This window comes from Kitasatospora sp. NPDC004614 (assembly GCF_042873675.1).
In the GTDB taxonomy this organism is placed as follows: Bacteria; Actinomycetota; Actinomycetes; order Streptomycetales; family Streptomycetaceae; genus Kitasatospora.
The window spans coordinates 1-26,481 of the sequence record NZ_JBIALR010000006.1 but is presented as its reverse complement, the minus strand read 5'-3'; the positions used below and the strand labels follow the sequence as shown (position 1 = coordinate 26,481).

17 protein-coding genes and 1 tRNA gene are annotated in these 26,481 nt (G+C 73.5%); 9 read left to right on the top strand and 9 right to left on the bottom strand.

Translation table 11 applies throughout. The features are described 5' to 3' along the window. Positions 1-455 precede the first annotated feature (455 nt). Positions 456-528, top strand: a tRNA-Arg gene (locus ACFYST_RS15590). A gap of 152 nt (positions 529-680) precedes the next feature. On the opposite strand, the gene ACFYST_RS15585 is transcribed toward ACFYST_RS15590, so the two are convergent. Next, a complete protein-coding gene (locus tag ACFYST_RS15585; protein WP_387862635.1) occupies positions 681-1,313 on the bottom strand; it encodes a TetR/AcrR family transcriptional regulator in 633 nt (210 codons plus the stop codon). A 59-nt stretch (positions 1,314-1,372) separates the two neighbouring features. Between ACFYST_RS15585 and ACFYST_RS15580 the strand changes: the two genes are divergently transcribed. The 3 genes from ACFYST_RS15580 to ACFYST_RS15570 all read left to right on the top strand — a co-directional run bounded on the left by ACFYST_RS15580 (position 1,373) and on the right by ACFYST_RS15570 (position 3,542). Continuing rightward, positions 1,373-1,930: a GNAT family N-acetyltransferase gene (locus tag ACFYST_RS15580; protein ID WP_387862632.1), complete on the top strand. Its 558-nt coding sequence runs from the start codon at positions 1,373-1,375 to the stop codon at positions 1,928-1,930. 77 nt (positions 1,931-2,007) lie between these two features. Next, positions 2,008-2,865 (top strand): enoyl-CoA hydratase/isomerase family protein, encoded by an 858-nt coding sequence (locus ACFYST_RS15575; protein WP_387862629.1) that lies wholly within the window; start codon positions 2,008-2,010, stop codon positions 2,863-2,865. An 89-nt stretch (positions 2,866-2,954) separates the two neighbouring features. Further along, the gene (locus tag ACFYST_RS15570) at positions 2,955-3,542 is read left to right on the top strand and encodes a hypothetical protein (RefSeq protein WP_387862627.1); all 588 of its coding nucleotides are present in this window, start codon (positions 2,955-2,957) and stop codon (positions 3,540-3,542) included. 83 nt (positions 3,543-3,625) lie between these two features. Here ACFYST_RS15570 and ACFYST_RS15565 read toward each other — a convergent pair whose 3' ends face one another. Further along, the gene (locus ACFYST_RS15565) at positions 3,626-4,843 is read right to left on the bottom strand and encodes an acyl-CoA dehydrogenase family protein (RefSeq protein ID WP_387862624.1); all 1,218 of its coding nucleotides are present in this window, start codon (positions 4,841-4,843) and stop codon (positions 3,626-3,628) included. 148 nt (positions 4,844-4,991) lie between these two features. On the opposite strand from ACFYST_RS15565, the gene ACFYST_RS15560 reads away from it, so the two are divergent. Both ACFYST_RS15560 and ACFYST_RS15555 read left to right on the top strand, forming a co-directional pair. Beyond that, positions 4,992-5,600: a TetR family transcriptional regulator gene (locus ACFYST_RS15560; RefSeq protein WP_387646622.1), complete on the top strand. Its 609-nt coding sequence runs from the start codon at positions 4,992-4,994 to the stop codon at positions 5,598-5,600. A 101-nt stretch (positions 5,601-5,701) separates the two neighbouring features. Beyond that, on the top strand, positions 5,702-6,910 hold the full coding sequence (locus tag ACFYST_RS15555) for a glycoside hydrolase family 5 protein (RefSeq protein ID WP_387646625.1): 1,209 nt from the start codon (positions 5,702-5,704) through the stop codon (positions 6,908-6,910). An 89-nt stretch (positions 6,911-6,999) separates the two neighbouring features. On the opposite strand, the gene ACFYST_RS15550 is transcribed toward ACFYST_RS15555, so the two are convergent. Then, positions 7,000-9,024: a M3 family metallopeptidase gene (locus ACFYST_RS15550; RefSeq protein WP_387862621.1), complete on the bottom strand. Its 2,025-nt coding sequence runs from the start codon at positions 9,022-9,024 to the stop codon at positions 7,000-7,002. A gap of 173 nt (positions 9,025-9,197) precedes the next feature. Here ACFYST_RS15550 and ACFYST_RS15545 point away from each other — a divergent pair, with 173 nt between their 5' ends. Further along, entirely contained in the window at positions 9,198-10,886 is a 1,689-nt protein-coding gene (locus tag ACFYST_RS15545; RefSeq protein ID WP_387862619.1) for a bifunctional 3'-5' exonuclease/DNA polymerase, read from the top strand. On the opposite strand, the gene ACFYST_RS15540 is transcribed toward ACFYST_RS15545, so the two are convergent. Further along, the gene (locus ACFYST_RS15540) at positions 10,868-12,064 is read right to left on the bottom strand and encodes a PP2C family protein-serine/threonine phosphatase (protein WP_387646632.1); all 1,197 of its coding nucleotides are present in this window, start codon (positions 12,062-12,064) and stop codon (positions 10,868-10,870) included. The genes ACFYST_RS15545 and ACFYST_RS15540 overlap by 19 nt on opposite strands. 254 nt (positions 12,065-12,318) lie before the next feature. Between ACFYST_RS15540 and ACFYST_RS15535 the strand changes: the two genes are divergently transcribed. Beyond that, entirely contained in the window at positions 12,319-12,537 is a 219-nt protein-coding gene (locus ACFYST_RS15535) for a heavy-metal-associated domain-containing protein (RefSeq protein WP_387646634.1), read from the top strand. A gap of 61 nt (positions 12,538-12,598) precedes the next feature. Further along, the gene (locus ACFYST_RS15530; protein WP_387862617.1) at positions 12,599-14,848 is read left to right on the top strand and encodes a heavy metal translocating P-type ATPase; all 2,250 of its coding nucleotides are present in this window, start codon (positions 12,599-12,601) and stop codon (positions 14,846-14,848) included. Between the two features lie 27 nt (positions 14,849-14,875). On the opposite strand, the gene ACFYST_RS15525 is transcribed toward ACFYST_RS15530, so the two are convergent. From ACFYST_RS15525 to ACFYST_RS15505, 5 genes are all read right to left on the bottom strand, one after another. After that, entirely contained in the window at positions 14,876-15,595 is a 720-nt protein-coding gene (locus ACFYST_RS15525; RefSeq protein ID WP_387646640.1) for an SDR family NAD(P)-dependent oxidoreductase, read from the bottom strand. 477 nt (positions 15,596-16,072) lie between these two features. After that, positions 16,073-17,362, bottom strand: coding sequence for a citrate synthase (locus ACFYST_RS15520; protein WP_387646642.1), 1,290 nt, complete (start codon positions 17,360-17,362; stop codon positions 16,073-16,075). A 184-nt stretch (positions 17,363-17,546) separates the two neighbouring features. Continuing rightward, entirely contained in the window at positions 17,547-19,787 is a 2,241-nt protein-coding gene (locus ACFYST_RS15515; protein ID WP_387862616.1) for an ATP-dependent RecD-like DNA helicase, read from the bottom strand. Positions 19,788-19,984: 197 nt separating this feature from the next. After that, a complete protein-coding gene (locus ACFYST_RS15510; protein WP_387862613.1) occupies positions 19,985-22,906 on the bottom strand; it encodes a hypothetical protein in 2,922 nt (973 codons plus the stop codon). After that, on the bottom strand, positions 22,903-26,172 hold the full coding sequence (locus ACFYST_RS15505; protein ID WP_387862610.1) for an FtsX-like permease family protein: 3,270 nt from the start codon (positions 26,170-26,172) through the stop codon (positions 22,903-22,905). The genes ACFYST_RS15510 and ACFYST_RS15505 overlap by 4 nt, the downstream gene beginning before the upstream one ends. Positions 26,173-26,481: the final 309 nt, after the last annotated feature.

Below are 26,481 nucleotides of genomic sequence, written 5' to 3'. Positions count from 1 at the left end.
GAGTGAAATACCGGTGATTTCCTGTTCAGAATCGATCACTTGAAGTGACGTACCGGGGATCGTGTTCACGACAAGGCTCTCCGCACACCCGCAGGACACCTGTGCGCCACCGCCGAAACCCCGAACGGGCGGGCGTCAACTCGCCCCGTCCATGTCATCCACCTGAACGAACCCCTAAACATGCCCCCACCCGCGGGCCGGTTCGGGGGATTGCCACGCCGAATGCATAACGGGTGGGGCGACAGCCCCGTAACGACTGCACAACGTCCGGCTCCAGGACGCCGCAGAACGCTGCGCATCAGGGCACTACCTGCGATTATCGGACCGCCCCGTGGAGGCCGACACACCCCTGTCGGGTCCTCGAAGTCCAGGTGGCGGAACTGAACACCCGTATCCTGTCCCGGAACATCCCGTCCCGGCGCCCAGGCCCGGCAAGCGGGCCGACGTCACACCCGGCCCCCATAGCTCAGCGGATAGAGCACCCGCCTTCTAAGCGGTAGGTCGCAGGTTCGAATCCTGCTGGGGGCACACAAGGCTCCGGCGACCCGCCGAGCAGCCCCACCCCGGCCAGCACCCGGTCAGTCGCCGGCGCACCTCCCGGCCAGTCGCCGACCCGCCCTCGACCGGCCCCCATTGAGCTCCCCGGCCGGTCCCCGTTGAGCTCCCCGGCCGGCCCCGGGTCACGTCCCGTCCGGGCCCGCCCGCTCCCCCGTCGCCAGACCGGCCAGGAAGCCGTCCAGCAGCGCGCGTTGGCGCTCCGGCGGGAATTCGGCGGGCGCGAAGAGCGCCTGCACCACCAGTCCGAGCGCGAAGGACTGGGCCAGCGCGGCCAGGTCCGCGGCCGGCCGGTCGGCGGGGAGTTCGCCCAGTTCCTGCGCCTCGGCGCACAGCTCGGTCATCCGCCGCCGGCTGCGGCGGTAGCGCTCGGCGTGTTCGGCGGTCAGTTCGGGGTCGATGAGCGCGGCGTCCCAGGAGCCGACCCAGATCCGGTTGCCGGCGGCGCCCGCGCCGTCCAGCGGCAGGATGTCGAGCAGCGCGGCGCGCAGCAGGGCCAGGCCGCGGGCGGTGGCGGCCTCGGCGGTGGCGGGGCGGTGGCGTTCGGCGCTCTGCCGGTCGAGGACGTCCAGCGCGTGCGCGACCAGCGCCCGCTTGTTGGGGAAGTAGTGGGTGAGCAGCCCGGTGGAGGCGCCGAGTTCGGCGGCCACGGCGCGCAGGGTGAGTCCGCCGAAGCCGCGGGCGGCGAGTACTCGCCAGACCGCCTCGGAGACGTCCCGGCGGCGTGCTTCGTGGTCTCCGCGGGCGGGTGGTGTCATCGCGCTAGGGTACCTACCAAACGTTTGTTATGTATGTCGGAACGCCGGAGGGGCCGCCCATGTACACCGTCGCACTCGCCGAGAACGCCGAGCTCCGCCCGCTGGAGCCGTGGCAGGCCGAGGAGTTCCTGGCGCACATGGACCGCGCCCGGGCCACCGTCGACCCGTTCATCCCGTGGGCCTCCATCAGCACCGACCTGGCCTCGGCCCGCGCGACCCTGCAGCGCTACGCCGACAAGCAGGCCGCCGACGCCGGCCGGATCTACGGGATCTGGCTCGACGGCACCCTGGTCGGCGGGACGATGTTCGTCCACTTCGACGCCAAGGGCGGGGTGTGCGAGATCGGCGTGTGGTCGGAGCCGGCCGGCCGCGGCCGCGGGCTGGTCACCGAGGCGGTCCGGCACCTGCTGGACTACGCGCTGCTGGAGCGCGGCCTGTACCGCGCCGAGTGGTGGAACTCCACGGTGAACCCGCGCAGCCGGGCGACCGCCCAGCGCCTGGGCATGACCCTGGACGGGACGATGCGCAAGCACACCGAGCACCACGGCGAGCGCCTGGACCTGGAGATCTGGTCGATGCTGGCGCCGGAGTGGCGGGCGGCCTGCGAGGCGGCTTGATCCTGATCACATGGCCCGCGCCCGGCACGCTGTGGAAGGCTGACGAACCGTCCCTTCCCGCTATTCCGGAGGCCGTGATGTCCGCGAGCACCGACCCGCTCGACCGCCCAGGCCCCGGAGACACCGACCCGCTCGACCGCCCAGGCCCCGGGGACACCGAGCTGCCGACCGGCGTGGCGGGCCTGCGCTGCTGGGTGGGCGCGGACCGGGTGGCGACGGTGCTGCTGGACCGGCCGAAGCGCCGCAACGCGGTGACCGGCGCCATGTGGCGGGCGCTGCCGGGCCTGCTGGCCGAGCTGGGCGCCCGCGCCGACGTGCGGGCGCTGCTGCTGACCGGCGCAGAGGGCACCTTCTCGGCCGGTGCGGACATCGCCGAACTCGCCGGGGTGTACGCCGATCCGGCCGCCGCGGACGCCTATCACGCGTTGAACGTGGCGGCCGAGGAGGCGCTGGCAGCGTTCCCGCGGCCGACGCTGGCGGTGATCCGGGGCGCCTGCGTGGGCGGCGGCTGCCAGCTGGCGGTCGCCTGCGACCTGCGCTTCGCCGCCGAGGACGCCCGGCTCGGCATCACCCCGGCCAAGCTGGGCGTGGTGTACCCGGCGGTACCGACCCTGCGGCTGGCCGCGCTGGTCGGCCCGGCCCGGGCCAAGTACCTGCTGTTCTCCGGCACGCTCGTCCCGGCCGCCCGCGCGGAGCGCTTCGGCCTGCTGGACGAGGTCGTCCCGGCCGAGGAACTCGACTCCCGCGCACGCGAGTTCGCCCGCCTGCTGACCCACCGCTCACCCCAGACCATCGGCGCGGTGAAGGCGGCCCTGGCCGTCCCCGCAGCGGATGCCGCAGACGCCCTGGAGCCGTGGGAGCGCGCCTCCCGCACGGCACCGGACGTCCGCGAGGGCCTGGCGGCGTTCCTGGAGCGGCGCGAGCCGGGTTTCTGACCGGCGCACGGCGGTTCAACAGTGCTGCACAATCTCCGATGACCGGATCGTCACACCGCGAGTCCGGCCCGGCCGAAGGAGCAGGCAGCATGTCCACCCCCGCCGTCGAGACCGCCTGGGCCTCCCGGATCAGCGACGGCATGGAGCCGAAGAATGTGATCATCGCAGTGCTGCCGCTGATCGGCGCAGGCCGCTACGGCTGGACGGGGCTGGCCTGGGCGGCGTTCGCCGCGCTGTTCGCCGCGGTGATACCGACCTGGTTCATCGCCCGCGGAGTGCGCCAGGGCAGTATCGAGGACCGGCACGTCGGGCAGCGCCGCCGCCGGCTGGTGGTGATCCCGTTCATCATGGGATCGGTGCTGGTCAGCCTGCTGACGATGATGCTCCTGGACGCCCCGGCCGACATGACGGCGATGGTACTGGCGATGTTCGCCTCGCTGGTACCGATCATGGCGATCACGGTGTGGTGGAAGGTCTCGGTGCACACCGCCGTACTCAGCGGAGCGATCGTCTGCACCGCGGTCGCGCTCGGCCCGTGGTGGCTGCTCCTGCTGCCGGGGGTGGCACTGGTGGGGTGGTCCCGCGTGGTGCTGCGGGACCACACCCGGGCCCAGACGGTGGTCGGTGCACTGGTGGGTGCCGCCACCGCCGGGCTGACCTTCTGGGCGGCCCGCTGACGGGCGGACCGCCGACCTGCAGCCCGCCGACCTGCAGCCCGCCGACCGACGGACCCGCTGACCGGCCGCCGGCGGGTGGCTCGTCAGCGGATGGGCGCGCCCGAGATGGCCCGGGCGATGACCAGCCGCTGGATCTCGCTGGTGCCCTCGAAGACGGTGTAGATCGCGCTGTCGCGGTGCATCCGCTCGACCGGGTACTCGCGGGTGAAGCCGTTGCCGCCGAGGATCTGCATGGCCTGCGCGGTGACGAACTTGGCCGTCTCGCCGGCGTACAGCTTGGACATCGAGCCTTCGGCGTTGGTGAACGGCCGGTTGTTGACGGCCATCCAGGAGGCCCGCCAGACCAGCAGCCGGGCCGCGTCGATCCGGGTCTTCATGTCGGCGAGCTGGAAGGCGACGCCCTGGTTCTCGATGATCGGCTTGCCGAACTGGACCCGGGTCTTGGCGTAGTCCAGGGCGACCTCGTACGCGGCCCGGGCAATGCCGATGGCCTGGGCGCCGACGGCGGGGCGGGAGGCCTCGAAGGTGGCCATCGCGGCGTTCTTGCCGCCGCCCCTGGTGCCCTCGCGGGCCCGGGCGAGGCGGGCGTCCAGCTTCTCCTTGCCGCCGAGCAGGCAGTGGCCGGGGATCCGGACGTCGTCGAGGACGACCTCGGCGGTGTGCGAGGCGCGGATGCCGTGCTTCTTGAACTTCTGGCCCTGGCTCAGGCCCTTGGTGCCGGGCGGGATCAGGAAGGACGCCTGGCCGCGCGAGCCGAGCTCGGGGTCGACGGTGGCGACCACGACGTGGATGTGGGCGATGCCGCCGTTGGTGGCCCAGGTCTTGGTGCCGTTGATCACCCACTCGTCCTTGGCCTGGTCGTAGACGGCGCGGGTGCGCAGCGCGGAGACGTCGGAGCCGGCGTCGGGCTCGGAGGAGCAGAACGCGGCGACCTTGACGTCGTCGGGGGTGCCGAACATCTGCGGCGCCCAGGTGCCGATCTGCTCGTCGGTGCCGTTGGCGAGCACGGCGACGGCGGCCAGGGTGGTGCCGGTGATGGCCAGGGCGATGCCGGCGTCGCCCCAGAAGAGTTCTTCCATGGCGATCGGGATGCCGACGCCGGACGGGTCGAAGAACTGCTGGGCGTAGAAGTCGAGCGAGTAGATGCCGATCTTCGCGGCCTCCTGGATGATCGGCCAGGGGGTCTCCTCGCGTTCGTCCCACTCGGCGGCGGCCGGGCGGATGACGTCGGCGGCGAAGCCGTGCAGCCAGTCACGGACGGCGATCTGGTCCGGCCCGGGGTCGAGCGAGAAGGTGGTCATGGGTCGGCCTCCATGGGACGGGGATGCGGGCCGGAGCGTCCGCGCCACTGCGCTGTTACCTCCGGTAACATGGTGGCGAGTCTGCTACCGATAGGTAACCGGTGTCAACGCCCGTCCCGGACCGCCCTGCACGCACGAGGAGCAGCGCATGACCACCGAACCCCGCCGTGAACAACTGCTCAACGCCGCCGACCGGGTCGTCCAGCGCGAAGGCCCGAGCGCCAGCATGAACGCGATCGCCGCCGAGGCGGGCATCACGAAGCCCATCCTGTACCGGCACTTCGGCGACCGGAACGGCCTGATCGGCGCATTGACGGCGCGTCACACGGCCGGACTGCTGGCCGCCGTCCGGGCCGCCCTGAACGAGCCGCTGGAGCGCCGCGACCGGGTCGAGCACGTGCTGGACATCTACCTGGCGGCGATCGAGGCCCGCCCGCAGGTGTACCGGCTGCTCACCCACCCCGAGCCGGGCGATCCCACCGGCGCGGGCAACGCGCTGGCGCCCGCGCTGCGGCAGATCGCCGAGGAGATCACCCGCGCCATCCAGCGGCAGATCGACCTCGGGCAGGACGGGCCGCTGCTCTCCGAGACCTGGGGCCGCTCGATCACCGGCATGGTGCTGGCGGCCGGCGACTGGTGGCTGGAGACCCGCCCCTGCCCGCGCGCCCGGATGGTGCAGGCGCTCGCCGACCTGTTGTGGGGCCGGCTCTCGGCGGCTGCCGACCTGCCGCCGATGCTCGCCACGCCGGAGGCCTGACCACCCATCGAACATGAGCATGTCTCACCTCTTGTGCGGCGGGGACGGCTCCGGCAGGATCGGCGCACCCCACCCCTCCCCACCCCGCCGCGAGGTGCCCCGTGCGCGTCCGCCGCTCCGCCGCCGCCCTGCTGCTCACCGCCGCCGTCGTCCTCGGCACCGTCTCGGCCGGCCCGCCCGCCGACCACGCCGACCGCTTCGCCGACCGCTTCGACGCCCGCAAGGTCTCCGCCACCACCCTCCCCGACGGCCGCACCGCCTTCACCGACCGGCACGGACGCGTCCTCGACCTGCGCGGCTTCAACCTCGACAAGTACGACGAGACCACCGAGGCCGACCTGCGCGACCTCGCCTCGCACGGCTTCCAACTGATCCGCGTCGCCGTCTCCTGGGCCCGCCTCGAACCCGCCCCCGGCCGCTACGACAAGGCCCAACTCGCCCGCCTGCACCGCATCCTGGACTGGGCCGAGAAGTACCACCTGTACGCCGTCGTCGACTACCACCAGGACGTCTACGGGCAGTACTTCGGCGGCGGCGACGGCGGCGCACCCAGCTGGGCCACCCGCGACGACGGCCTGCCGTTCACCCCCGACCCGAACGACTGGTTCGCCGGCTACTTCCAGCCCTCCGTCCAGGCCGCCTTCCGCCACCTCTACGACGACCGCGACCTGCAACGCGCCCAGGCCGACCTCTACGCCACCGTCGCCCGCGAACTGCGCGGCCACCGCGCCCTGCTCGGCTACGACCTGTTCAACGAGCCGTTCGGCCCGGTGAACGGCGACCCCACCGACCCGGCCGTCCTCGCCGCCTCCGCCGCCGCCCTCGAACAGGGCCGGCTCCCCGCCATGTACCGCCGCCTGATCGCGGCGGTCCGTCAGGTCGACCGCGACGCCTGGCTGTTCGTCGAACCCACCGTCCTGGTCGGCCAGGGCGTCCCCACCCGGCTCCCCGCCTTCACCGACCCCCGGCCCGGCGCCGACCGGATCGGCTACGCCCCGCACTTCTACGACACCGCCGTCGAAGCCGGCCAGGACTGGGACCCGGCCGGCGGCTTCGTCGACGCCTACACCGACGCCATCACCACCTACCCCCGTACCCACCACCTCCCCGTCCTGGTCGGCGAATGGGGCCCGCCCAGCGCCGCCACCCCCGGCAACGCCGAACTGATCCGCCGCCAGGTCACCGCGATGAACGGCTTCGCCGCCGCCTGGACCATGTGGTACTGGTGCCGCGGCAACGGCGGCTACTGCGCCCTCACCCCCACCGGCAGCCCCGCCCCCGGCTACGGCCCGGTGTTCGCCGGACGGTAGGCACGGGGCGCTCGGGTGCCGTCCGTCCTGCTCGTGCGTGGTTGCTCGCGCAGTTCCCCGCGCCCCTGTCGGGGCGCGGGTCCCGGCCCCTACTTCAGCCCGCGCCGAACCAGCAGCGGCTCGATCGAGGGCTCCCGCCCCAGCACCGCCCGCACGCACTCCATCGCGTCCCGGCTCCCGCCCCGCGAAAGCAGCTCCGCCCGGAACAGCTCGCCGCTCTCCCGCACCCCGCGCCCGCCACTGCCGAACCACTCCACCGTCTCGGCGTCCAGCACCTCGGACCAGATGTACGCGTAGTACCCGGCGCTGTACCCGTTCGAGAACACGTGGTTGAAGTAGCCGGTCCGGTACCGCGGCGGCACCGTCGCCATCCCGACGCCCGCCTCGGCGAGGGCCCGCGTCTCGAAGGCTTCCGCGTCCTCGACGACAGTGCCGGCCGGCAGCGAGTGCCAGGCCCAGTCGAGCAGCGCCGCCGCCAGGTACTCGACGGTGCGGAAGCCCTGCCCGTAGTTCTCGGCGGCCAGCATCCGCTCCACCGTCTCGGCGGCCAGCGGCTCGCCCGTGACGTGGTGCCGGGCGTAGTTGGCCAGCACCTCGGGCCAGACCATCCACATCTCGTTGACCTGGGACGGGAACTCGACGAAGTCGCGCGGCACTTCGGTGCCCGCGAACAGCGGGTACCGCACGTCCGAGAACAGGCCGTGCAGCGCGTGCCCGAACTCGTGGAACAGCGTCCGCACCTCGTCCCAGCTGAGCAGCGCCGGCTCGCCGGCCGGCGGGTGCGCGATGTTGAGGTTGTTGACCACCACCGGCTTGCGGCCCAGCAGCCGGGACTGCGGGACCAGTTCGTTCATCCACGCGCCGCCGCGCTTGGACTCGCGGGCGAAGAAGTCGCCGATGAACAGGCCCAGCGAGGACCCGTCCGCGTCGGTCACCTCGAACACCCGGGCGTCCGCGTGGTAGGCCGTCAGATCCGGACGCTCGGTGAAGCTCAGCCCGTACGCCAGGCCGGCCGCGAAGAACACGCCGTCCCGCAGCACCCGCTCAAGCTCGAAGTACGGGCGCAGCGCTGCCGTGTCCACGTCGTAGCGCTCGGCGCGGACCTTCTCGGCGTAGAACGCCCAGTCGTGGGCGGCGAATTCGGTGACGCCGTCGGCGGCCGCGGCGGCCGCCAGCTCGGCGGCCTCGCGCTCCGCGTTGGCGACGGCGGGTCCGACGAGGCGGCCGAGCATCGCGTCGACCGCTTCGACGGTGCCGGCGGTCTCGTCGGCGACGACGTACGCGGCGTGGCTGTCGTAGCCGAGCAGCGCGGCGCGTTCGGCGCGCAGCGCGGCCATCCGGGCCGCCAGCGGGCCGTTGGTGTCCAGGCCGCGGCGCAGCGAGGCGGTGAGCAGGCGCTCGCGCAGGGCGCGGTCGGTGAGCTCGGCGAGTTCGGTCTGGTTGGAGAAGTTCTTCAGGCTGAGCACCCAGTGGCCGTCGTGGCCGAGCGCGCGGGCGTTCTCGGCGGCGGCGGCGATCGCGGTGTCGGGCAGCCCGTCGAGGGCGTCGGCGCTGTCCACCACGATGGCGCCGGCCAGCGAGGCCTCGTGGGTGTTCTTGCGGAACGCGGCGGCGTCGGCCGCGAGCCGGGTGTTGATCTCGCGCAGCCGCTGCTGGCCGGCCTCGTCGAGGCGGGCGCCGGCCCGGACGAAGGCGGTGTGGTGGCGCTCCAGCAGGCGCAGCGACTCGGCGTCCAGGCTGAGTTCGTGGCGGGTGCGGTGCAGGGTGTCGATGCGGGCGAACAGCGCCGCGTCGAGGTGGATCGCGTCGGAGTGGGCGGCCAGCCGGGGGCTGATCTCGGCGTCGAGGGCCTGGACTCCGGGGGTGGTGTCGGAGGAGTCCTGGTTCTCGAACACCACGCTCACCCGGCGCAGCACCGCGCCGGAACGTTCCAGCGCCACCACGGTGTTGTCGAAGGTCGGCGGCTCCGGGTCGGCGACGATCGCGGCGACCTCGGCGAGCTGGTCGGCCATGCCCCGCTCGAACGCCGGACGGTAGTGCTCTTCCCGGATCTCGGCGAAGGGCGGAAGCTCGAACACCAGGGTGCTGGGCGAGAAGAAGGGATTGTCGCTCATGTCCGCCGACCCTACGGGGCGCCGGGCCCGGGCGGAACACCGAATCCCCACAAGCACCGCTGACGTGGGCTGTCACCGGTACCGGCTACCGTCAACAGGTCCCCCGCCGCAGCACGAAGCCGCAGCACGAAGCCGCAGCACGAAACCTGCCCGCCCCCGGAAGGAGCCGCCCCGTGCGATACGCCCTGGTGCCCGACCCGCACGGCCCGGGCGGGCGGCTGCGCCCGCTGGCCGAGGACGGTTCCCCGCTCGGCCCGGCCGAGCGGGTGCCGCGGCTGGCCGAGGCGGTCGCGGCGGTGGAGGCCGAGCACGCGCCGCGCTGGGTGTGGCCGACCGCCGACACCGCGTACGGCCCGCTGCTGGCCGCGCTGCCGGAGCGGGTGGCGCGCTGCCACGACCTGCGGTTGACGGAGGCGCTGCTGCTCGGCCGGGAGGGCCGGTTCGGTGCGCCGCGTTCGCTGGGCGCGGCGTGGGCGCGGCTGCGCGGGCTGCCGGTGCCGGCCGACCTGCCGGAGGGCGCGCTGCCCGACGAGGACGGCCTGTTCGCCCCGGACCGGCTGCAACTGCCGCCCGGCACCGATCCGTTGGAGGCCACGGTGGCCGTCCACGCGGAGCAGTTGCGGCGGCTCGCGGCGATCGCCGATCCGGCGTCCCGGTCCCGGTTCCGGCTGCTGGTGGCGGCCGAGTCGGCGGGGGCGCTGCTGGCCTGCGAGATGGCGTACGACGGGCTGCCGTGGCGCGCGGACGTGCACGACGCGCTGCTGACCGAGCTGCTGGGCCCGCGTCCGACCATTCCGGGCACGCTGCCCTCGAAGCTGTCCGATCTCGCCCTGGAGGTGCAGCAGGCGCTCGGCGCGCGGCCGTTCAACCTGGACTCGCACACCCAGGTGATCAAGGCGTTCGCCGATCGCGGCATCCAGTTGTCGTCCACCCGCTCCTGGGAGCTGAAGGCGGTCGACCACCCGGCGGCGGCCCTGATGGTCCGCTACAAGGAGCTGTCGCGGCTGCACGCCGCGCACGGCTGGGCCTGGCAGGCGGCGTGGGCGCGCGGCGGCCGGTTCCGCCCCGAGTACGTGGTGGGCGGCGTGGTCACCGGCCGCTGGGCCTCCCGGGGCGGCGGCGCGCTGCAGATCCCGCGCACCCTGCGCCGCGCCGTGGTCGCCGACCCGGGCTGGCTGCTGGTGGTCGCGGACGCCGCGCAGCTGGAGCCGCGGGTGCTGGCCGCGCTGTCCGGCGACCGCGGCCTGGCCCGCACTGCCGCCGGCGGCGACCTGTACGCGGCGCTCGCCGCGAGCGCCTTCCAGGGTGACCGGGAGAAGGCCAAGCTGGGCCTGCTTGGCGCGATGTACGGCCAGACGGGCGGCGGCATCGGCCCGCTGCTGAACACGCTGCGCCGCCGCTATCCGGACGCGATGGGCTACGTGGAGGCCGCGGCCCGCACCGGCGAGGACGGCGGCGTGGTCTCCTCCCGGCTGGGCCGGGTCTGCCCGCCGCCGTCGGCGGACTGGCTGGACCTCACCGAGGCCCCGGAGTCCGGCGAGGCGGGCGGCCGTTCGGCCCGCGCCCGGGGCCGTTTCACCCGCAACTTCGTCATCCAGGGCTCCGGCGCCGACTGGGCGCTGGCCCTGCTGGCGGCGCTGCGCCGCCGGCTGGCCGCGCTGCGTTCCGGCCCGGACCGCCCGCACCTGGTGTTCTTCCAGCACGACGAGGTGGTGGTGCACACCCCGGCCGACCTGGCGGACGCGGTGGCCGCCGAGGTCGCGGCGGCGGCCGACGAGGCGTCGGCCCTGGTGTTCGGCGACACCCCGGTCCGGTTCCCGCTCAGCACCGCCGTGGTCGACTGCTACGGCGACGCCAAGTGATCGGCCTGCGCCTCGCCGGGCCGGGTGATCAGCAGCAGCAGCGCGTCGTCGCCGAGTTCGCCGCCGGTGTGTTCCAGCAGGTCGCCGTAGAGGTGGGCGACGGCGGTGTCCAGCTCGGTCAGTGACCGCCAGCCGTCCTTGACCAGCGGGCCGACCCGTTCGGCCAGCGGGTAGAACGTTCCGGAGCTGCGGCCCTTGGCCTCGATCACGCCGTCGGTGCACAGCACCAGGACGTCCTGCGGGCCGAACGGGACGGTGATGGAGCGGGGTGCGCCGGCGGCGAGGTCGCCGAGGCCGAGCGGCAGCCACGGGTCGGCGGCCTCCAGCACCTCGGCGCGGCCGTCGGCACCGACCCGGATCGGCGGAACGTGGCCGAGGTGCACCAGGTCGACGTGGCCGGCGGCGCGGAACTCGGCGAACAGCGCGGTGGTGAACTCCCCGTCGGCGACGTGCCGGTGCATGCTGGCCTCGATCCGGGCGGCGACGTCCGGCAGTCGCTGCTCGTCGTAGGCGGCCTCGCGGAACGCGCCGAGCACCACGGCGGCGGTCTGCACCGCGCCGAGCCCCTTGCCGCGGACGTCGCCGACCAGCACCCGGGTGCCGTGCGGGGTTTCCAGCACGGAGTACAGGTCGCCGCCGATCCGGGCGGCGTCCGCGGCGGAGACGTAGTGCACGGCCAGCCGCAGCGGCCCGACGACCGGGTCGGGCTGGCGCAGCAGCGCCCGCTGGGCGGCCTCCGCGACCGAGCTGACGGCCGCGAAGGCCTGGGCTCGTCGCATCCGCAGTTCGGCGACCCAGGCGCTGAACGCGCTCAGCACGATGTAGCTGATCGCCGCGCCGAACAGGAACCGGCTGTCGGACGGGGCGGTGACCCGGTCGTAGTAGCGGTTGAGGGCCAGCATCGCCAGCAGGCCGAGCAGGCACGTCCCGAGCAGCTCGCGCGGTGTGAGGGTGAGCGCGGCGACGGACGGCACGACGACCATCAGCGGCGCCAGGTAGGTGCTCGACCCGGCCAGCAGGTCGGCCATCGTCACCAGGCCGATGGCCATCAGCGCGGGTGCGGAGCGGAGCAGCAGGGGGATGTCCTGCAGGTCTGCGAGCAACGCGGCCCGACGCCAGGAGGACGGCACATCGCCGCTCCCGGTGGCCGGCGTCCGTTCCCGGCGTCGATGTTGCACATTTCCGAACATATCGGACCGCCGTCCACCCCGCCCTTCTCGACCGGGCGGGCCTCGGCGGGCGGTCGGGCCGTTCGGCGCCACGGGTGGCGGCGGGTCGCCCGGCGTTACGGACGGGCGGCGGCCGCGGACTAGGCTCGGGTTCGGGCCGCTGGTTGCTCCGGCCGAAGAAAACGCCGGTCACCCCTGGACGGAATACCCCTGGGGGGTATGCTGTTCCTGTCGGTACAAGCGCGAGCGTCCCGGAGGTTTCCATGTCCAGCACCGTCACCTACAACGTCAGCGGCATGAGCTGCGGCCACTGCGAGAAGGCCATCAACGGCGAGGTCTCCGTCCTTGCGGGCGTCACCGCGGTCTCCTCCGACTCCAAGGCCGGCACCGTCACCGTGACCGCCGAGTCCCCGGTCAGCGACGAGCAGATCGCCGCCGCCGTGGACGAGGCCGGCTACGAGCTGGTCGGCCGGGCCGTCTGACCCGCCGCCGGGGGTGGGCCGCATGCCCGCCCCCGCGCCGCCGCCGAGAAAGAACGAGCCGATGAGCACCACCACCGATCCCGCCGCCCCCGCCGGGCCCCGGGAGCGCGTCGAACTGGCGATCGGCGGTATGACCTGCGCGTCCTGCGCCGCCCGGATCGAGAAGAAGCTGAACCGGATCGACGGCGTCGAGGCCAGCGTCAACTTCGCGACCGAGAAGGCCCGGGTGGACTTCGGCCCCGGCACCAGCGTCGCCGACCTGATCGCCACCGTGGAGAAGACCGGCTACACCGCCGAACTCCCGCCGGCCCCCGAGCCCGAGCCGGAGGCCCCCGCGCCGGAGCCCGACCCGCTGCGCGAACGGCTGCTGATCAGCGCCGTGCTCAGTCTCCCGGTGGTGCTGCTCTCGATGGTCCCGGCCCTCCAGTTCGACAACTGGCAGTGGCTGTCCTTCGCCCTCACCGGCCCCGTCGTCGTCTACGGCGGATGGCCGTTCCACCGCGCCGCCTGGACCAACGCCAAGCACGGCGCCGCCACCATGGACACCCTGGTCTCGCTCGGCACCCTCGCGGCCTTCGGCTGGTCGGTGTGGGCGCTGTTCTGGGGGCACGCCGGGATGCCCGGCATGCGGCACTCCTTCGCCTTCACCGTCGACCGCACCGCCGCCTCCTCCACCCTGTACCTGGAGACCGCCGCCGCCGTCACCACCCTGATCCTGCTCGGCCGCTGGCTGGAGGCCCGCTCCAAGCGCCGCGCCGGCGCCGCCCTGCACACCCTGCTCGACCTCGGCGCCAAGGACGTGGCGGTGCTGCGCGGCGGCCGCGAGACCCGCGTCCCGATCGACCGGCTCGCGGTCGGCGACCGGTTCGTGGTCCGTCCCGGCGAGAAGATCGCCACCGACGGCACCGTGGTCGAGGGCAGCTCCGCCGTGGACGCCTCGATGCTGACCGGCGAGTCCGTGCCCGTCGAGGTCGCCGTCGGCGACCTCGTCACCGGCGCGACCGTCAACGCCGGCGGCCGGCTGGTGGTCGAAGCCACCCGGGTCGGCGCGGACACCCAGCTCGCCCGGATGGCCAAGCTCGTCGAGGACGCGCAGAACGGCAAGGCCGCCGCCCAGCGCCTCGCCGACCGGATCTCCGCCGTCTTCGTGCCCGCCGTCATCCTGATCGCCCTCGCCACCCTGGTCGGGTGGCTGCTGGTCACCGACAGTCCCACCGAGGCGTTCACCGCCGCCGTCGCGGTCCTGATCATCGCCTGCCCCTGCGCCCTCGGCCTGGCCACCCCGACCGCCCTGATGGTCGGCACCGGCCGCGGCGCCCAGCTCGGCATCCTGATCAAGGGCCCCGAGGTCCTGGAGAACACCCGCAAGGTCGACACCGTCGTCCTCGACAAGACCGGCACCGTCACCACCGGCCGCATGACCCTCACCGCCGTCCACACCGCCGAGGGCACCACCGCGGACGAGGCGCTGCGGCTGGCCGGCGCCCTGGAGCACGCCTCCGAGCACCCGATCGCCCAGGCCGTCGCCGCCGCCGCGCAGGAGAAGTTCGGCGAGCTGAAGCCGGTCGAGAGCTTCGAGAACGTCCCCGGCCTGGGCGTGCGGGGCACCGTCGAGAGCCACCAGGTGCTGGCCGGACGCGCCGCGCTGCTCGCCGACACCCCCCTGCCGCCCGCCCTCGCCGACGCCAGGGCCGCCGCCGAACGGGCCGGCCGCACCGCCGTCACCGTCGCCTGGGACGGCGCGGCGCGCGCCGTGCTGGAGGTCGCGGACGCGGTGAAGCCGACCAGCGCCGAGGCGATCGCCGAACTGCGGGCCCTGGGTCTGCGTCCGGTGCTGCTGACCGGCGACAACAGGCTGGTGGCCGAATCGGTGGCGGCCGAGGTCGGCATCCCCACCGAGGACGTGATCGCCGAGGTGCTGCCTGCGGACAAGGTCGCCACCGTCCGGCGCCTCCAGGCCGAAGGACGCACCGTGGCCATGGTCGGCGACGGCGTCAACGACGCGGCCGCCCTCGCCCAGGCCGACCTGGGCCTGGCCATCGGCACCGGCACCGACGCCGCCATCGAGGCCGCCGACCTGACCCTGGTCCGCGGCGACCTCCGCTCCGCGGCGGACGCGATCCGGCTCTCCCGCCGGACCCTCGCCACCATCAAGGGCAACCTGTTCTGGGCCTTCGCCTACAACGTCGCCGCCCTGCCGCTGGCGGCGACCGGCCTGCTCAACCCGATGATCGCGGGCGCCGCCATGGCGTTCTCCTCGGTCTTCGTGGTCACCAACAGCCTGCGGCTGCGCCGCTTCCAGCCGGCCTGAGCACCGGCCTGAGCACCAACCGCCCGGTCAACGGCCGAGCAGTTCACCGCCGTTGCAGTGCAGGATCTCGCCGGTGATGAACCCGGCCTCCTCGGAGGCGAGGAAGCACACGGCGGCGGCGACCTCGCCGGACTCGCCGATCCGGCCGAGCAGAGTGCGCGCCGAGCGGCGGGCGACCTCCGCCTCGTCCAGGCGCGGCCCGAAGAACTCGGTGCCCGCCACCGTGCCGGGCGCCACGATGTTGGCGGTGATCCCGGACGGGCCGAGCTGGGCGGCCAGGAAGTTGTTCCAGGCGTGCAGCGAGGCCTTCGCCGCCCCGTACGAGCCGGCGCCGCGCAGCGCGGCGATCGAGGAGACGGTGATGACCCGGCCGGAGCCGGGGGTGAGCCGGTCGCGGACGGACTCGGTGAGCAGCACGGCGGTGAGCACGTTGCGTTCGAAGTCGCCGCGCCAGCGGGCCAGTACGGCGTGCGGGCCGGCGCCGAACACCGTCTCCCGGCTGCCGGCGTTGTTGACCAGCACGTCGATCCGGGCGGGCAGTTCGGCCAGGGCGGCCTCCACGGCGTCCGGGTCGGCGAGGTCACACACCAACGGGGTGACGTTGGGGCCGAGTTCGGCGGCGGCGTGGTCGAGGACGCCGGGACGGCGGCCGACGATCACCACCTGCTCGCCGGCCTCGGCGAAGCGCCGGGCCACCTCGAGGCCGATGCCGGTTCCTCCACCGGTGACAACAACGTTCCTGGCCATAGCGGACTCCCTCCCTGACCGTTCACCGCTCAGCGGATGGCAGGCGGTCCGTACCGGATTGCCACGATTCCTATCACGCTGGGTTGCGGTGTCTGCGGGGTGGGTGACGTCGCGCGCTCACCGTGCGGTGTGATATGCGCTCCGCCGTCCGGGTGCGCGGATGCACACGGAGAGTGGAGAGAGGCAACTCACACCCCCCTGGCGTAACTCTGCGCCCCCTGTTACGTCTTACCTTTTGTAGAGCGGGGCTCCGGCGGGCCCCGGACGGTCGTCGATTCGTCGACGGCCCTCGCGCACGGCGCCGGGCCGGATCCGGGAGCCCGGGGATTGCTTTGAGCGGCCGTTCCCCACCCGGGGTCCGTCCCGGGCGCCGTGCGCCCCAACGACCAGCACCACGGCATCGAAAAAGGGGCCCGGCCCCCCGCCTCCCTCATCGGGAGGCCGGGGGCCGGGCCCCTTCGTTCGGTCGCGGCTCGCTCAGCGGCCGTCGAGCGGCACGTAGTCGCGGATCTCGACGCCGGTGTAGATCTGCCGCGGGCGGCCGATCCGGCTGGTCGGGTCCTTGATCATCTCGTGCCAGTGGGCGATCCAGCCGGGCAGCCGGCCGAGCGCGAACAGCACGGTGAACATGCTGGTCGGGAAGCCCATCGCGCGGTAGATCAGACCCGTGTAGAAGTCCACGTTCGGGTAGAGGCGACGCGAGACGAAGAAGTCGTCCTTGAGCGCGTGCTCCTCCAGCTTGAGGGCGATCTCCAGCAGCTCGTCGGACTTGCCGAGCTGGGCCAGCACCTCGTGGGCGAGCACCTTGACCTGCGCGGCGCGCGGGTCGAACGCCTTGTAGACGCGGTGGCCGAAGCCCATCAGCTTGACGCCGTCCTCGCGGTTCTTCACCTTGCGGATGAAGGCGTCGACGTCGCCGCCGTCGTTCTTGATCTGCTCCAGCATCTCCAGCACGGCCTGGTTGGCGCCGCCGTGCAGCGGGCCCCAGAGCGCCGAGATGCCCGCCGAGATCGAGGCGAACAGGTTGGCGTGCGAGGAGCCGACCAGGCGCACCGTCGAGGTGGAGCAGTTCTGCTCGTGGTCGGCGTGCAGGATGAGCAGCTTGTCCAGGGCGTTGACCACGACCGGGTTCAGCTCGTAGTCCTCGGCCGGGACGGCGAAGGTCATCCGCAGGAAGTTCTCGACGTAGCCGAGGTCGTTGCGCGGGTAGACGAAGGGCTGGCCCATCGCCTTCTTGTACGCGTACGCCGCGATCGTCGGCAGCTTCGCCAGCAGGCGCACCGTCGACAGGTGGCGCTGGTCCGCGTCGAACGGGTTGTGGCTCTCCGGGTAGAAGGTGGAGAGCGCGCCGACCACCGAGGACAGCATCGCCATCGGGTGGGCGTCCCGCGGGAAGCCCTGGAAGAAGCGCTTGACGTCCTCGTGCAGCAGGGTGTGCTGGGTGATCTCGTTGCTGAACGTCGCCAACTCGCCCGCGTTCGGCAGCTCGCCGTTGATCAGCAGGTAGGCGGTCTCGATGAAGTTGGCCTCGCCGGCCAGCTGCTCGATCGGGTAGCCGCGGTAGCGCAGGATGCCGGCGTCACCGTCAATGAAGGTGATCGCGGACTTGTTGGCGGCGGTGTTGCCGAAACCGTTGTCCAGGGTGACCAGGCCGGTCTGCGGAAGCAGCTTCGAGATGTCGAAGCCGGCGTTGCCCGCAGTGCTCTCGACGACGGGGTACTCGTACTCGCCGTCCTGGTACCGCAGTACTACCGATTTGTCGCTCACGTCTTCCTCACCGACGAAATTGATCCTCATCCGACTGCCCTGACTGTCTCAACGATCCCCCATCCGAAGGACGGCCGCGCACCGGGGGTGACCCGGGAAAGGACCAGGGCCTACAAACTCTGCTGCCGCAGCCGGTGTGAACCGGACAAGATCGGCACCAGACCAGGTTCCGCCCTAAATCTCTTCACGTCAAGACAACCTCTGCCCGTACCGTACCCCCTGAACCACGCCCCGAGGCCAATCTGTGGTCCAGCGCGGAGTGCCGCCGCCCGGCGCTCACCGCCCGCACCGCCTGCCCGATCGCCTTCCGCGACCCCACCAGGACCACCAGCTTCTTCGCCCGCGTCACCGCGGTGTACAGCAGGTTGCGCTGAAGCATCGGCCACGCCGACATCGTGACGGGAATCACCACCGCCGGGTACTCGCTGCCCTGAGAACGATGGATCGTCACCGCGTACGCGTGCGCCAACTCGTCGAGTTCGTCGAAGTCGTACGGGATCTCCTCGTCCTCGTCGGTCATCACCGTCAGCCGCTGATCGTCCACACTGAGCGAGGTCACGACGCCCACTGTGCCGTTGAAGACGCCGCTGCGCCCCTTGTCGTAGTTGTTCCGGATCTGCGTCACCTTGTCGCCGACCCGGAACGTCCGCCCACCGAAACGCCGCTCGGGCAGGCCCTCGCGGGCCGGCGTGACCGCCGACTGGAGCAGCGTGTTCAGCGCGCCCGCCCCTGCCGGGCCGCGGTGCATCGGTGCCAGCACCTGGACGTCGCGCCGCGGGTCCAGACCGAAGCGCTGCGGGATGCGTCGGGCCACCACGTCCACCGTCAGGCCCGCCGCGCGCTCCGTGTCGTCCTCCGCGAACAGGAAGAAGTCCGGCAGGCCGTCGGTCAGCGGCGGCAGGCCCTCGTTGATCCGGTGCGCGTTCACCACCACACCCGACTGCTGGGCCTGCCGGAAGATCCGGGTCAGCCGCACCGACGGGATCGGGCTGCCAGGCGACAGGAGGTCACGCAGCACCTCGCCCGCACCCACCGACGGCAGCTGGTCCACGTCCCCCACGAACAGCAGGTGCGCACCCGGCGCGACCGCCTTGACCAGCTTGTTCGCCAGGATCAGATCCAGCATCGACGCCTCGTCCACCACCACCAGGTCCGCGTCCAACGGTCGGTCCCGGTCGTACGCGGCGTCCCCGCCCGGCTTCAGCTCCAACAGCCGGTGCACGGTGGACGCCTCCGCGCCGGTCAGCTCCGCCAGCCGCTTCGCCGCCCGCCCCGTCGGCGCCGCCAGCACCACCTTCGCCCGCTTCGCCAGCGCCAACTGCACGATCGACTTCACCGTGAACGACTTGCCGCAGCCCGGCCCGCCGGTCAGCACCGCGACCCGCTCGGTCAGCGCCAGCCGCACCGACTGCTCCTGCTCCGGGGCGAGCTCCGCACCCGTGCGCTTCGCCAGCCAGCCCAGCGCGGCCGGCCAGTCCACCCCCCGGAACCACGGCAGCCGGTCCTCCTCGGCCCGCAACAGCCGCAGCAACTGGCCCGCCAGCGAGATCTCCGCCCGGTGGAACGGCACCAGATACACCGCGGTGACCTCCAGCCCGTCCCCACCCGGCAGCCGCTCGCGCACCACACCCTCCGCCGCGACCAGCTCCGCCAGGCAGTCGATCACCAGCCCCACATCCACCTGCAGCAGCTTCACCCCGTCCGCGATCAGCCGCTCCTCCGGCAGATAACAGTGCCCCTGGTCGGTGGACTGCGACAGCGCGTACTGCAGGCCCGCCTTCACCCGCTCCGGCGAATCGTGCGGAATACCCACCGCCTGCGCGATCCGGTCCGCCGTCAGGAACCCGATGCCCCACACATCCGCCGCCAGCCGGTACGGCTGGTTCTTCACCACCCCGATCGACGCGTCCGCGTACTGCTTGTAGATCCGCACCGCCAACGACGTCGACACCCCGACGCTCTGCAGGAAGACCATCACCTCCTTGATGGACTTCTGCTCCTCCCACGCCTTGGCGATCATCTTCGTCCGCTTCGGCCCCAGCCCCGGTACCTCGATCAGCCGCTTCGGCTCGTTCTCGATCACCTCCAGGGTCTCCACCCCGAAGCGCTCCACGATCCGCTCCGCGAACCGCGGCCCGATCCCCTTGATCAACCCCGAACCCAAGTACCGCTGAATGCCCTGCACGGTGGCCGGCAGCACCGTCGTGTAGTTCTCCACCGTGAACTGCCGCCCGTACTGCGGATGCGACCCCCACCGCCCGAACAACCGCAGGCTCTCCCCCACCTGCGCCCCGAGCAGCGCCCCCACCACCGTCAACAGATCATTCGCCCCACGCCCGGTGTCCACCCGCGCCACCGTGTACCCCGTGTCCTCATTGGCGTACGTGACCCGCTCCAGGACCCCCTCCACCTGCGCCAACTGCAACGGACACCTCACCCACAATCAGGACACATCGCACCGATGAACCTACCGCGCCCTACTGACACCCCTAACTCTCGCGCCCCGTCAGGGGCGCTGGGGGTCCCCCCAACGAAGCGAGGGGGCGGAACTGCGCGGCCAAGCGCGACGGGACCGCACGCCGACGACGCACGACCCCGTTGCACTGTCCGTTTTTGAACCGGCTACTGCGCTCCTTCACCAAGCCGGAGCAACTGGGGCACCCGCCGCCGCCCCGTCACCCCCTCCAGCGCCGCCGCACACGGCACCAGCACCAGCAGCGCCAGAGCGGCGGCAGCTATCGTCAGCCAGTCCGGCGCGAACGCCGGCGCCCCCGGCCCCGCCGTGAACGCCCGCAGTTCCAGCGCCGGCCCGAGCAGCCACGGCAGCCCCAGGCCGAGCACCGTCCCGCCGACCACCGCCGCCGCCATCACCGGGAGCAGCTGCACCAGTTGGACGCCCGCCGCAGAGCGCCCGTCCAGCCCCAGCGTCCGCAGGTACGCGAGCATCCGCCCGCGCTCCGCCGAGCCGAGCAGCAGCTCCAGGACCACCGCCGCCAGCCCGAGCAGCAGCCCGATCGCCGCCGCCGTCCGGAACGCCAGCTCCAGCGCCGACACCAGCCCGTCGTCCGTCGACTCCCTCAACTGCCCTGCCAGATCGCGGACTTCCACCGGCGCCCCACGCAGCACCGCACCACCGGCCGCCCCTGCGCCACCCGCGCCCCCGGTCGCCGCCGAGGCCGCGACCACGGCCCGCAGCCGGGCGCCGTCGATCCGCTGCGCACTGGCCGGCGAGCCGGGCCGGCCGGGCTCGACGAACAGCACCGCGGCGTTGCGCTGCCCGGTCTGCCGGGGCAGCCGGTCCGCGGCGGGCCCGCCGAACACCAGAAGCGGGCCGGTGGCGACGTCGCCGACCACCGGGCCGATCGCCCGGTCCCGGTCCGCCCCGGCGGGCAGCACGCCGACGATCCGGACCCGGAACCTGGTCGCCCCGGCGTCCGCGTCGAACGACCCCTCGGGGTAGCGCGCAGCGGTCTTCGCGTCGGCCAGCGCGGGCAGTTCCGCGCCCGCGGCGAGCGGTGCGGACAGGGCGCCGCCGGACAGCGCCGCCGCCACCGGGGAGCCCGGCTCCACCGCCTCCAGCGCCGCCCGGTCGACGCCGACCAGGCCGACGCCCTTGACCACCGAGCCGTCCTCGTCGGCGGTCAGCACGGCCACCCCGCCGCGTACCGGCAGCACCCCGCCGACGCCCGGCACCTTCGCCAACTCCTCAAGTGGCAACGGGCGTTGCGACGGCCCGAGGACCACCGCGTCCCCGCCGGTGCGCCACTCGGCGGCCTCCACCCGGCCCTGCCGCACCGTCCCGGACACCAGTGCGCCGAACACCGCGCAGGCCAGCGCGGGCACCAGCACCAGCAACGCCGTCGCCGCCGCCGCGGAACGCCGCCCGGCCTGCGACAGGCCGACCAGCGCGACCGTGCCGCGCCGCCGCCGCGCCCAACCGGTCAGCACCCGCAGCGGCACCGGGTACACCCGCAGCACCACGACCACCGCCGCCAGGCCCAACACCACCGGCACCAGGGCCAGTTGAGCATCCGGGTCGGTCGCCGCCGCCGACACCGCGCCGCGCAGCCGCAACTGCAGCACGCCCGCCGCCGCCAGCGCCAGCACCGTGCCCTCCACCACGACCCGCGCCGACAGGCCCAACGCCCGCTTCAGGCCCCGCCGTTGCACCGGCTCCCGGGCCGCCCGGCGGACCGCCCGACCCTGCCACCACACCGCGACCGCGGGCGCGCCCGCCACCAGCAGGGCCGCCAGCAGCGCCGGCCACCACGCACCGAGCGGCCGCTCCCCCGCCAGCGACCGGGACGCCAGCCAGCCGGCCAACACCCCTACCAGGACCGCAGGAACGGCCTCCAGGGCCCGCACGGCCGCCAGCGCGACCTCACCCGCCCCGCGCGCCCGCTGGAGCGTCAGCGCCGCCTCCCGGCGCCGCGCCCCGAGCCGGGCCGCCGCCACCGCCGTGCACACCCCGATCGCCAACAGCCCGGCCAGCGCGAACGATTGCAACGACACCGTCCGGGCCCGCTGCTCCGCGAACCGGTCCATCAGCACCGACAGCCGCTCCTGCACCTGCGGCGGCGACACCGTCCGCACCCCCGCCGGGCACGGCAGCGAATCCGAGACGATCTCGCCGCACACCCGGTCCACCGCCGACCTGGTGAACCCCTTTGCCCCGACTGCCAGTTCACGCGTACCCGCAGCCGTGCCACCGGTCCCCCAGGGCTGCTGCGCCGCCCGGAACGCCCAGGTCGCCGACACCGACAGCGACCCGCGCGCCTCCAGCGCCTCCAGCCCCGCCGGAGCCACCAGCGCCTGCCCGTACCGGACGTACCCGTTCGGCTCCGGCGCGTACAACGGCGAGTTCAGCAAGGGGAGTTCACGCCAGAGGTGGTCCGCGCCGTCGAGCGGCTCGAACTCGCCGACCACCACCGCCTCGGTGGCCTCCGTCTGCCCCTCCAGCTTCACCCGCTGCCCGACCGTCAGCCCGAACTGCTCCAACCCCCGGCGGGACATCCCCAGTTCGATCGGAGCCTCCTTCGCCCCGTCCGGCTGCGCCGGCGCCCGGCCCGCCGTCCAGCGCACCCGGTCCGCCGCGTCCTGCGCGTACGCCAGCGACACCGACGTGCCACTGTCGTCCGGCTCGGGCACGCCCGCTCCCGACAGCTTCATGCCCTCGCTCTGCGCCCAGCCCGACACCCGCACCAGGGTGTGCGCCAACTCCCCCGACGCCCCCTGCCGCAGGGTCTCCCCGACCCGGGTCAGGTCACTGTCCAACGAGCCGAACTGCGGCGCCGTGGAATTGCCGTAGAAGTTCCGCGGCGCCTTCAGCGACGCCCGCGCCATCACCAGCGGCCCGTCCACCTGCGCCACCGTCAGCCGGCGGCTCAGCTCCTTCGTCGCCAGGCCGTCGAACACCGGCGGCCACAGCAGCGACGCCACCGTCAGCACGACCGCCAGCGCCGTCAGCACCACCAGCACCGGCCACCCCGTCCGAGCCTCCCGCAGCGCCGGACGCCACCCACCGAACCCGCCGAGGCCCCTCATCCGCTCTCCCCCGCCCGCAGCTCACGCGCCAGATCCACCCGCGCCAACATCCGCGACAGCACCAGCACCACCGTGCCGACCCCCAGACCGGTCGCCAGCACCACCGCCGCCGTCCAGCCCCAGCCCACCGTCAACTCCATGGACGGGAACACCGCTTGGCCGCTCCCGTCGACCACGATCAACGGCAGCACCACCGCCGCCAGCGCGACACCCAGCGCCCCACCCAGCAGCACCGAGAAACCCACCACGGCCAACTGCTCCAGCCGCAGCACCCCCGCCAACTGCCGGCGCCGCACCCCGATCGCCCGCAGCACCGCGAACTCCCGGCGCCTCGAGCGCGCCGAACCCACCGCGTGCACCGTGAACCCGGCCACCGCGAACACCGGCGACAGCGCCAACGACAGCACCAGCGCACTGCGCCGGCCCGAGCGGAACGGATCCGCCGCCAGCGCCGCCGCCCGCGACCGGACGCTCTCCACCCGGCCCAGCCGCGGATCCGCCGCGATCACCCGCTCCGCCTGCTCCGCGCCGGCCCTCGACTGCGCCGCCAGCAGCCACGACCCGTCCGTCACCGGCGGCAGCCCCAGCCCCGACCGCGCCGCCGACAACGCCGGCAGATCCACCAGCACCTGCGCCTTGTCACGGTCCCCGCCACCCGGCAGCTCCGGCAGCACCCCGACGATCCGCAGCCCGAACAGGTCCTCCGCGCCGCCCATCAGCCGCACCTCGCCACCGATCCCGAACCGGATCTTCCGCGCGAACGCCTCGTTCACCAGCGCCGGCACCAGGTACCCCGTCACCGGCATCCCCTGCACCCGCTTCGGCGCCCCCGGCGGCAGCAGTCCGAACGACACCCCGTCCAAGGCCTCCCCCTGCGCCGGATCCGCCCCGCGCACCACCGCCGACAGCAGCCCGCCCTCGGGCTTCGACACCTCGCACACCCCCGCCTCGACCCGCCGATCCCCCAGATCCGTCACGCCCGGGCACCCCATGCCCGCCACCCGGACGTCCCCGCGCGTGACGTTCACCCAGCTCGCGCCGGGCGGCACGCTCGCCCCCTCGACCGCCGACACCGTCAGCCGGAGCGTCGCCCGCGGGAAACCCCGCGCCGCGCTCCGCACCCCCAACTGCGTGACCTGCAGCGGATAGTGCAACGTCCCCGACGCCAACGGCAGCGACACCGACCGGGCCACCCCGTCCGCCGTCAGCTCCGCCTGCACCTGCGTCACCAGGCCACTCGCGTCCTCCACCTGCGCGACCAGCCACACCTGGCCCACCCGGTCCGCCGCCGACACCGCCGCCCGCACCTTCAGCTCCGACGGGCGTCCCTCCAGCGGCATCCCGTGCACCGGCACCCTGTCGTCCCGCAGCAACGCCAACTGGTCGGCCAGCGCGCCCTGTTCGAGATCCGCCCGGACCGCCGGAACCGCATGCGTCCAGGCCCCCGGCGCCGTCCGCTCCGACGTCGCCACCGGCCCCACCGCCGCCGTGTCCACCGCCAGCACCGAGACCTGCGACCCCTGGATCTGGCCCGCCACCGAAGCCACCGGCGTCACCGCCGCCACCCCCGGCACCGCCGACAGCGCCGCCAGCCGCGCCCCCGCCGGAAGCTCACCACCCGTCACCCGCAGGTCCGCCCCGAGCTCGAACGCCGCCCGGTCCCGATCGCTCGGCCCCTCACCCGCGATCGCCGTCGTCGTCAACGCCCCGACCGCCAACGCCAACGCCATCAACAGCACCGGCGCCGCCTGACCCGCCCGGCCCCGACTCACCTGCCAACCGCTGAGCGGAGCCACCAGACCCCGCCCGCGCCGCGCCAACGCCTCCAACGCCCGACCCAGCGGCGGCAACAACCGCAACAGCAGCAACGCCGCCGCCACCGTCATCACCACCGGCGCCGCCACCAGCACCGGATCGAACCCGACCGCACTCGACGCCGGGCTCAACAGCCCCTGGTACTGCCGCAGTTGCAGATAGGCCAGGACCGCCACCGCCGCCAGCGCCAGGTCCGCCCCGGCCCGCTGCGCCACCGCCCGCCGGGCACTGCGCGACGGCGTCTCCCGCTCGCCGCCGTCCGCCGTCCACAGCACCGGCAGCAGCGCCGCACACCCGTGCAGCACCAGCGCCACCCCGGCCACCGCCCAGGCCGCCGCGCCCGTCGCCTCCGCGGCCGCCCCGTCCACCGGCAGCCCCAGCCGCTCCAGCAACCGCAGCAACGGCCCCGCGACCCACACCCCCAGCAGCGCCGCCGGCACCGTGCACAGCGCCCACTCCACCGCCGCGGCACCCAACAGCCGGGCCCGACCCGCACCGCGCGCCAGCTGCAACAGCAGCTCCGCCCGCCGGAAATCAGTCAATTGACGAGCCGTCAGCACCATCGTCACCGCCGACAGCACCGCCAGCATCGTCACCGGCACCAGCATCCCCGACCGCGCCACCATCATCGGCGACCGCAGATCGTTCAACACCGCCGACAGATCGCTCGACGCCCGCAACCCCTGCAGCGACGGGTTCGCGCCCCGGAACACCGCCCGGTTCACATCACCGCCCGTCAGCCGCTCCACCCGGTCCCGCAGCAGCCCCAGCCCCTCCGGCCGCACCTGCCCCGGCTCCGGCACCGCCGTCCACTGCACGTCCACCTGGTCGTGCAGCAGCGGATGCGTCCGCAGCAACTCCTGCGACGCCAGCACCAGGCGCTCCGGCGACTCCACCGCGGACGTCGCACCCCACGCCCGCCACAGCCGCGCCGCCCCCGGCAGCTCCCGGTACACCCCGCTCACCGTCAGCGACAAGGTCCCGCCGGCCGGCAGCGCCAACGGCAACTTCGCGCCCGTCGACACCCCCAGCAAACGCGCCGCCGTCTCCGACACCGCCACCTGCTCAAGCCCAGTCGGCCAGGCCCCCCGCGCCAACTCCGCCACCCGCTGCGGCTCCGTCACCGCCAGCGGCGCCATCGCCAACCCCAGCGGCGACGAGTCCACCCCCGCCACCTTCGGCAGCGGCGTCCGCAAAGGCATCGTCCCGTGCAGCGCCTCTTCGATCTCCGCCGGCATCCCCGGCAACGCCCGGTGCAACGCCGCCCGCACCTGCGCATCCACCGCCGTGTCCCCGCCCTCGGCATACCGCCCCGACAGCGACACCGAGAATCGCGGATCCGCCGCCAACCGGTGCCGCATCCCCTGCGTCACCGAACTCCCCGTCAGTGCCGTCAGCGCGGTCAACACCGCCACCGCCACCAGCACCGTCACCGCAGCAGCTCCCAGCACCACCCCGTGCTGCCCCGCCCGCCGAACCCCCGCGGGCGAACCCCACCCGTCCGCTCCCATTCCCCCGAAGCCCTCCCGTCCGCCGGTGGTCTGGACCAATCTCGATGACGGGCAGTCTGCCGCCAACCCCCGACCCAGACAACAGCCCACCGATCACAGACCGGACTCGTTCCACCCGCCCACCCCGAGGGGCGTCCGAAAATGCCCCGGAAATGCGAAAAAGCCCCCCGCCAAAAGGCGGGGGGCTTTCCCTGAATGATTGTTCGGCGGCGTCCTACTCTCCCACAGGGTCCCCCCTGCAGTACCATC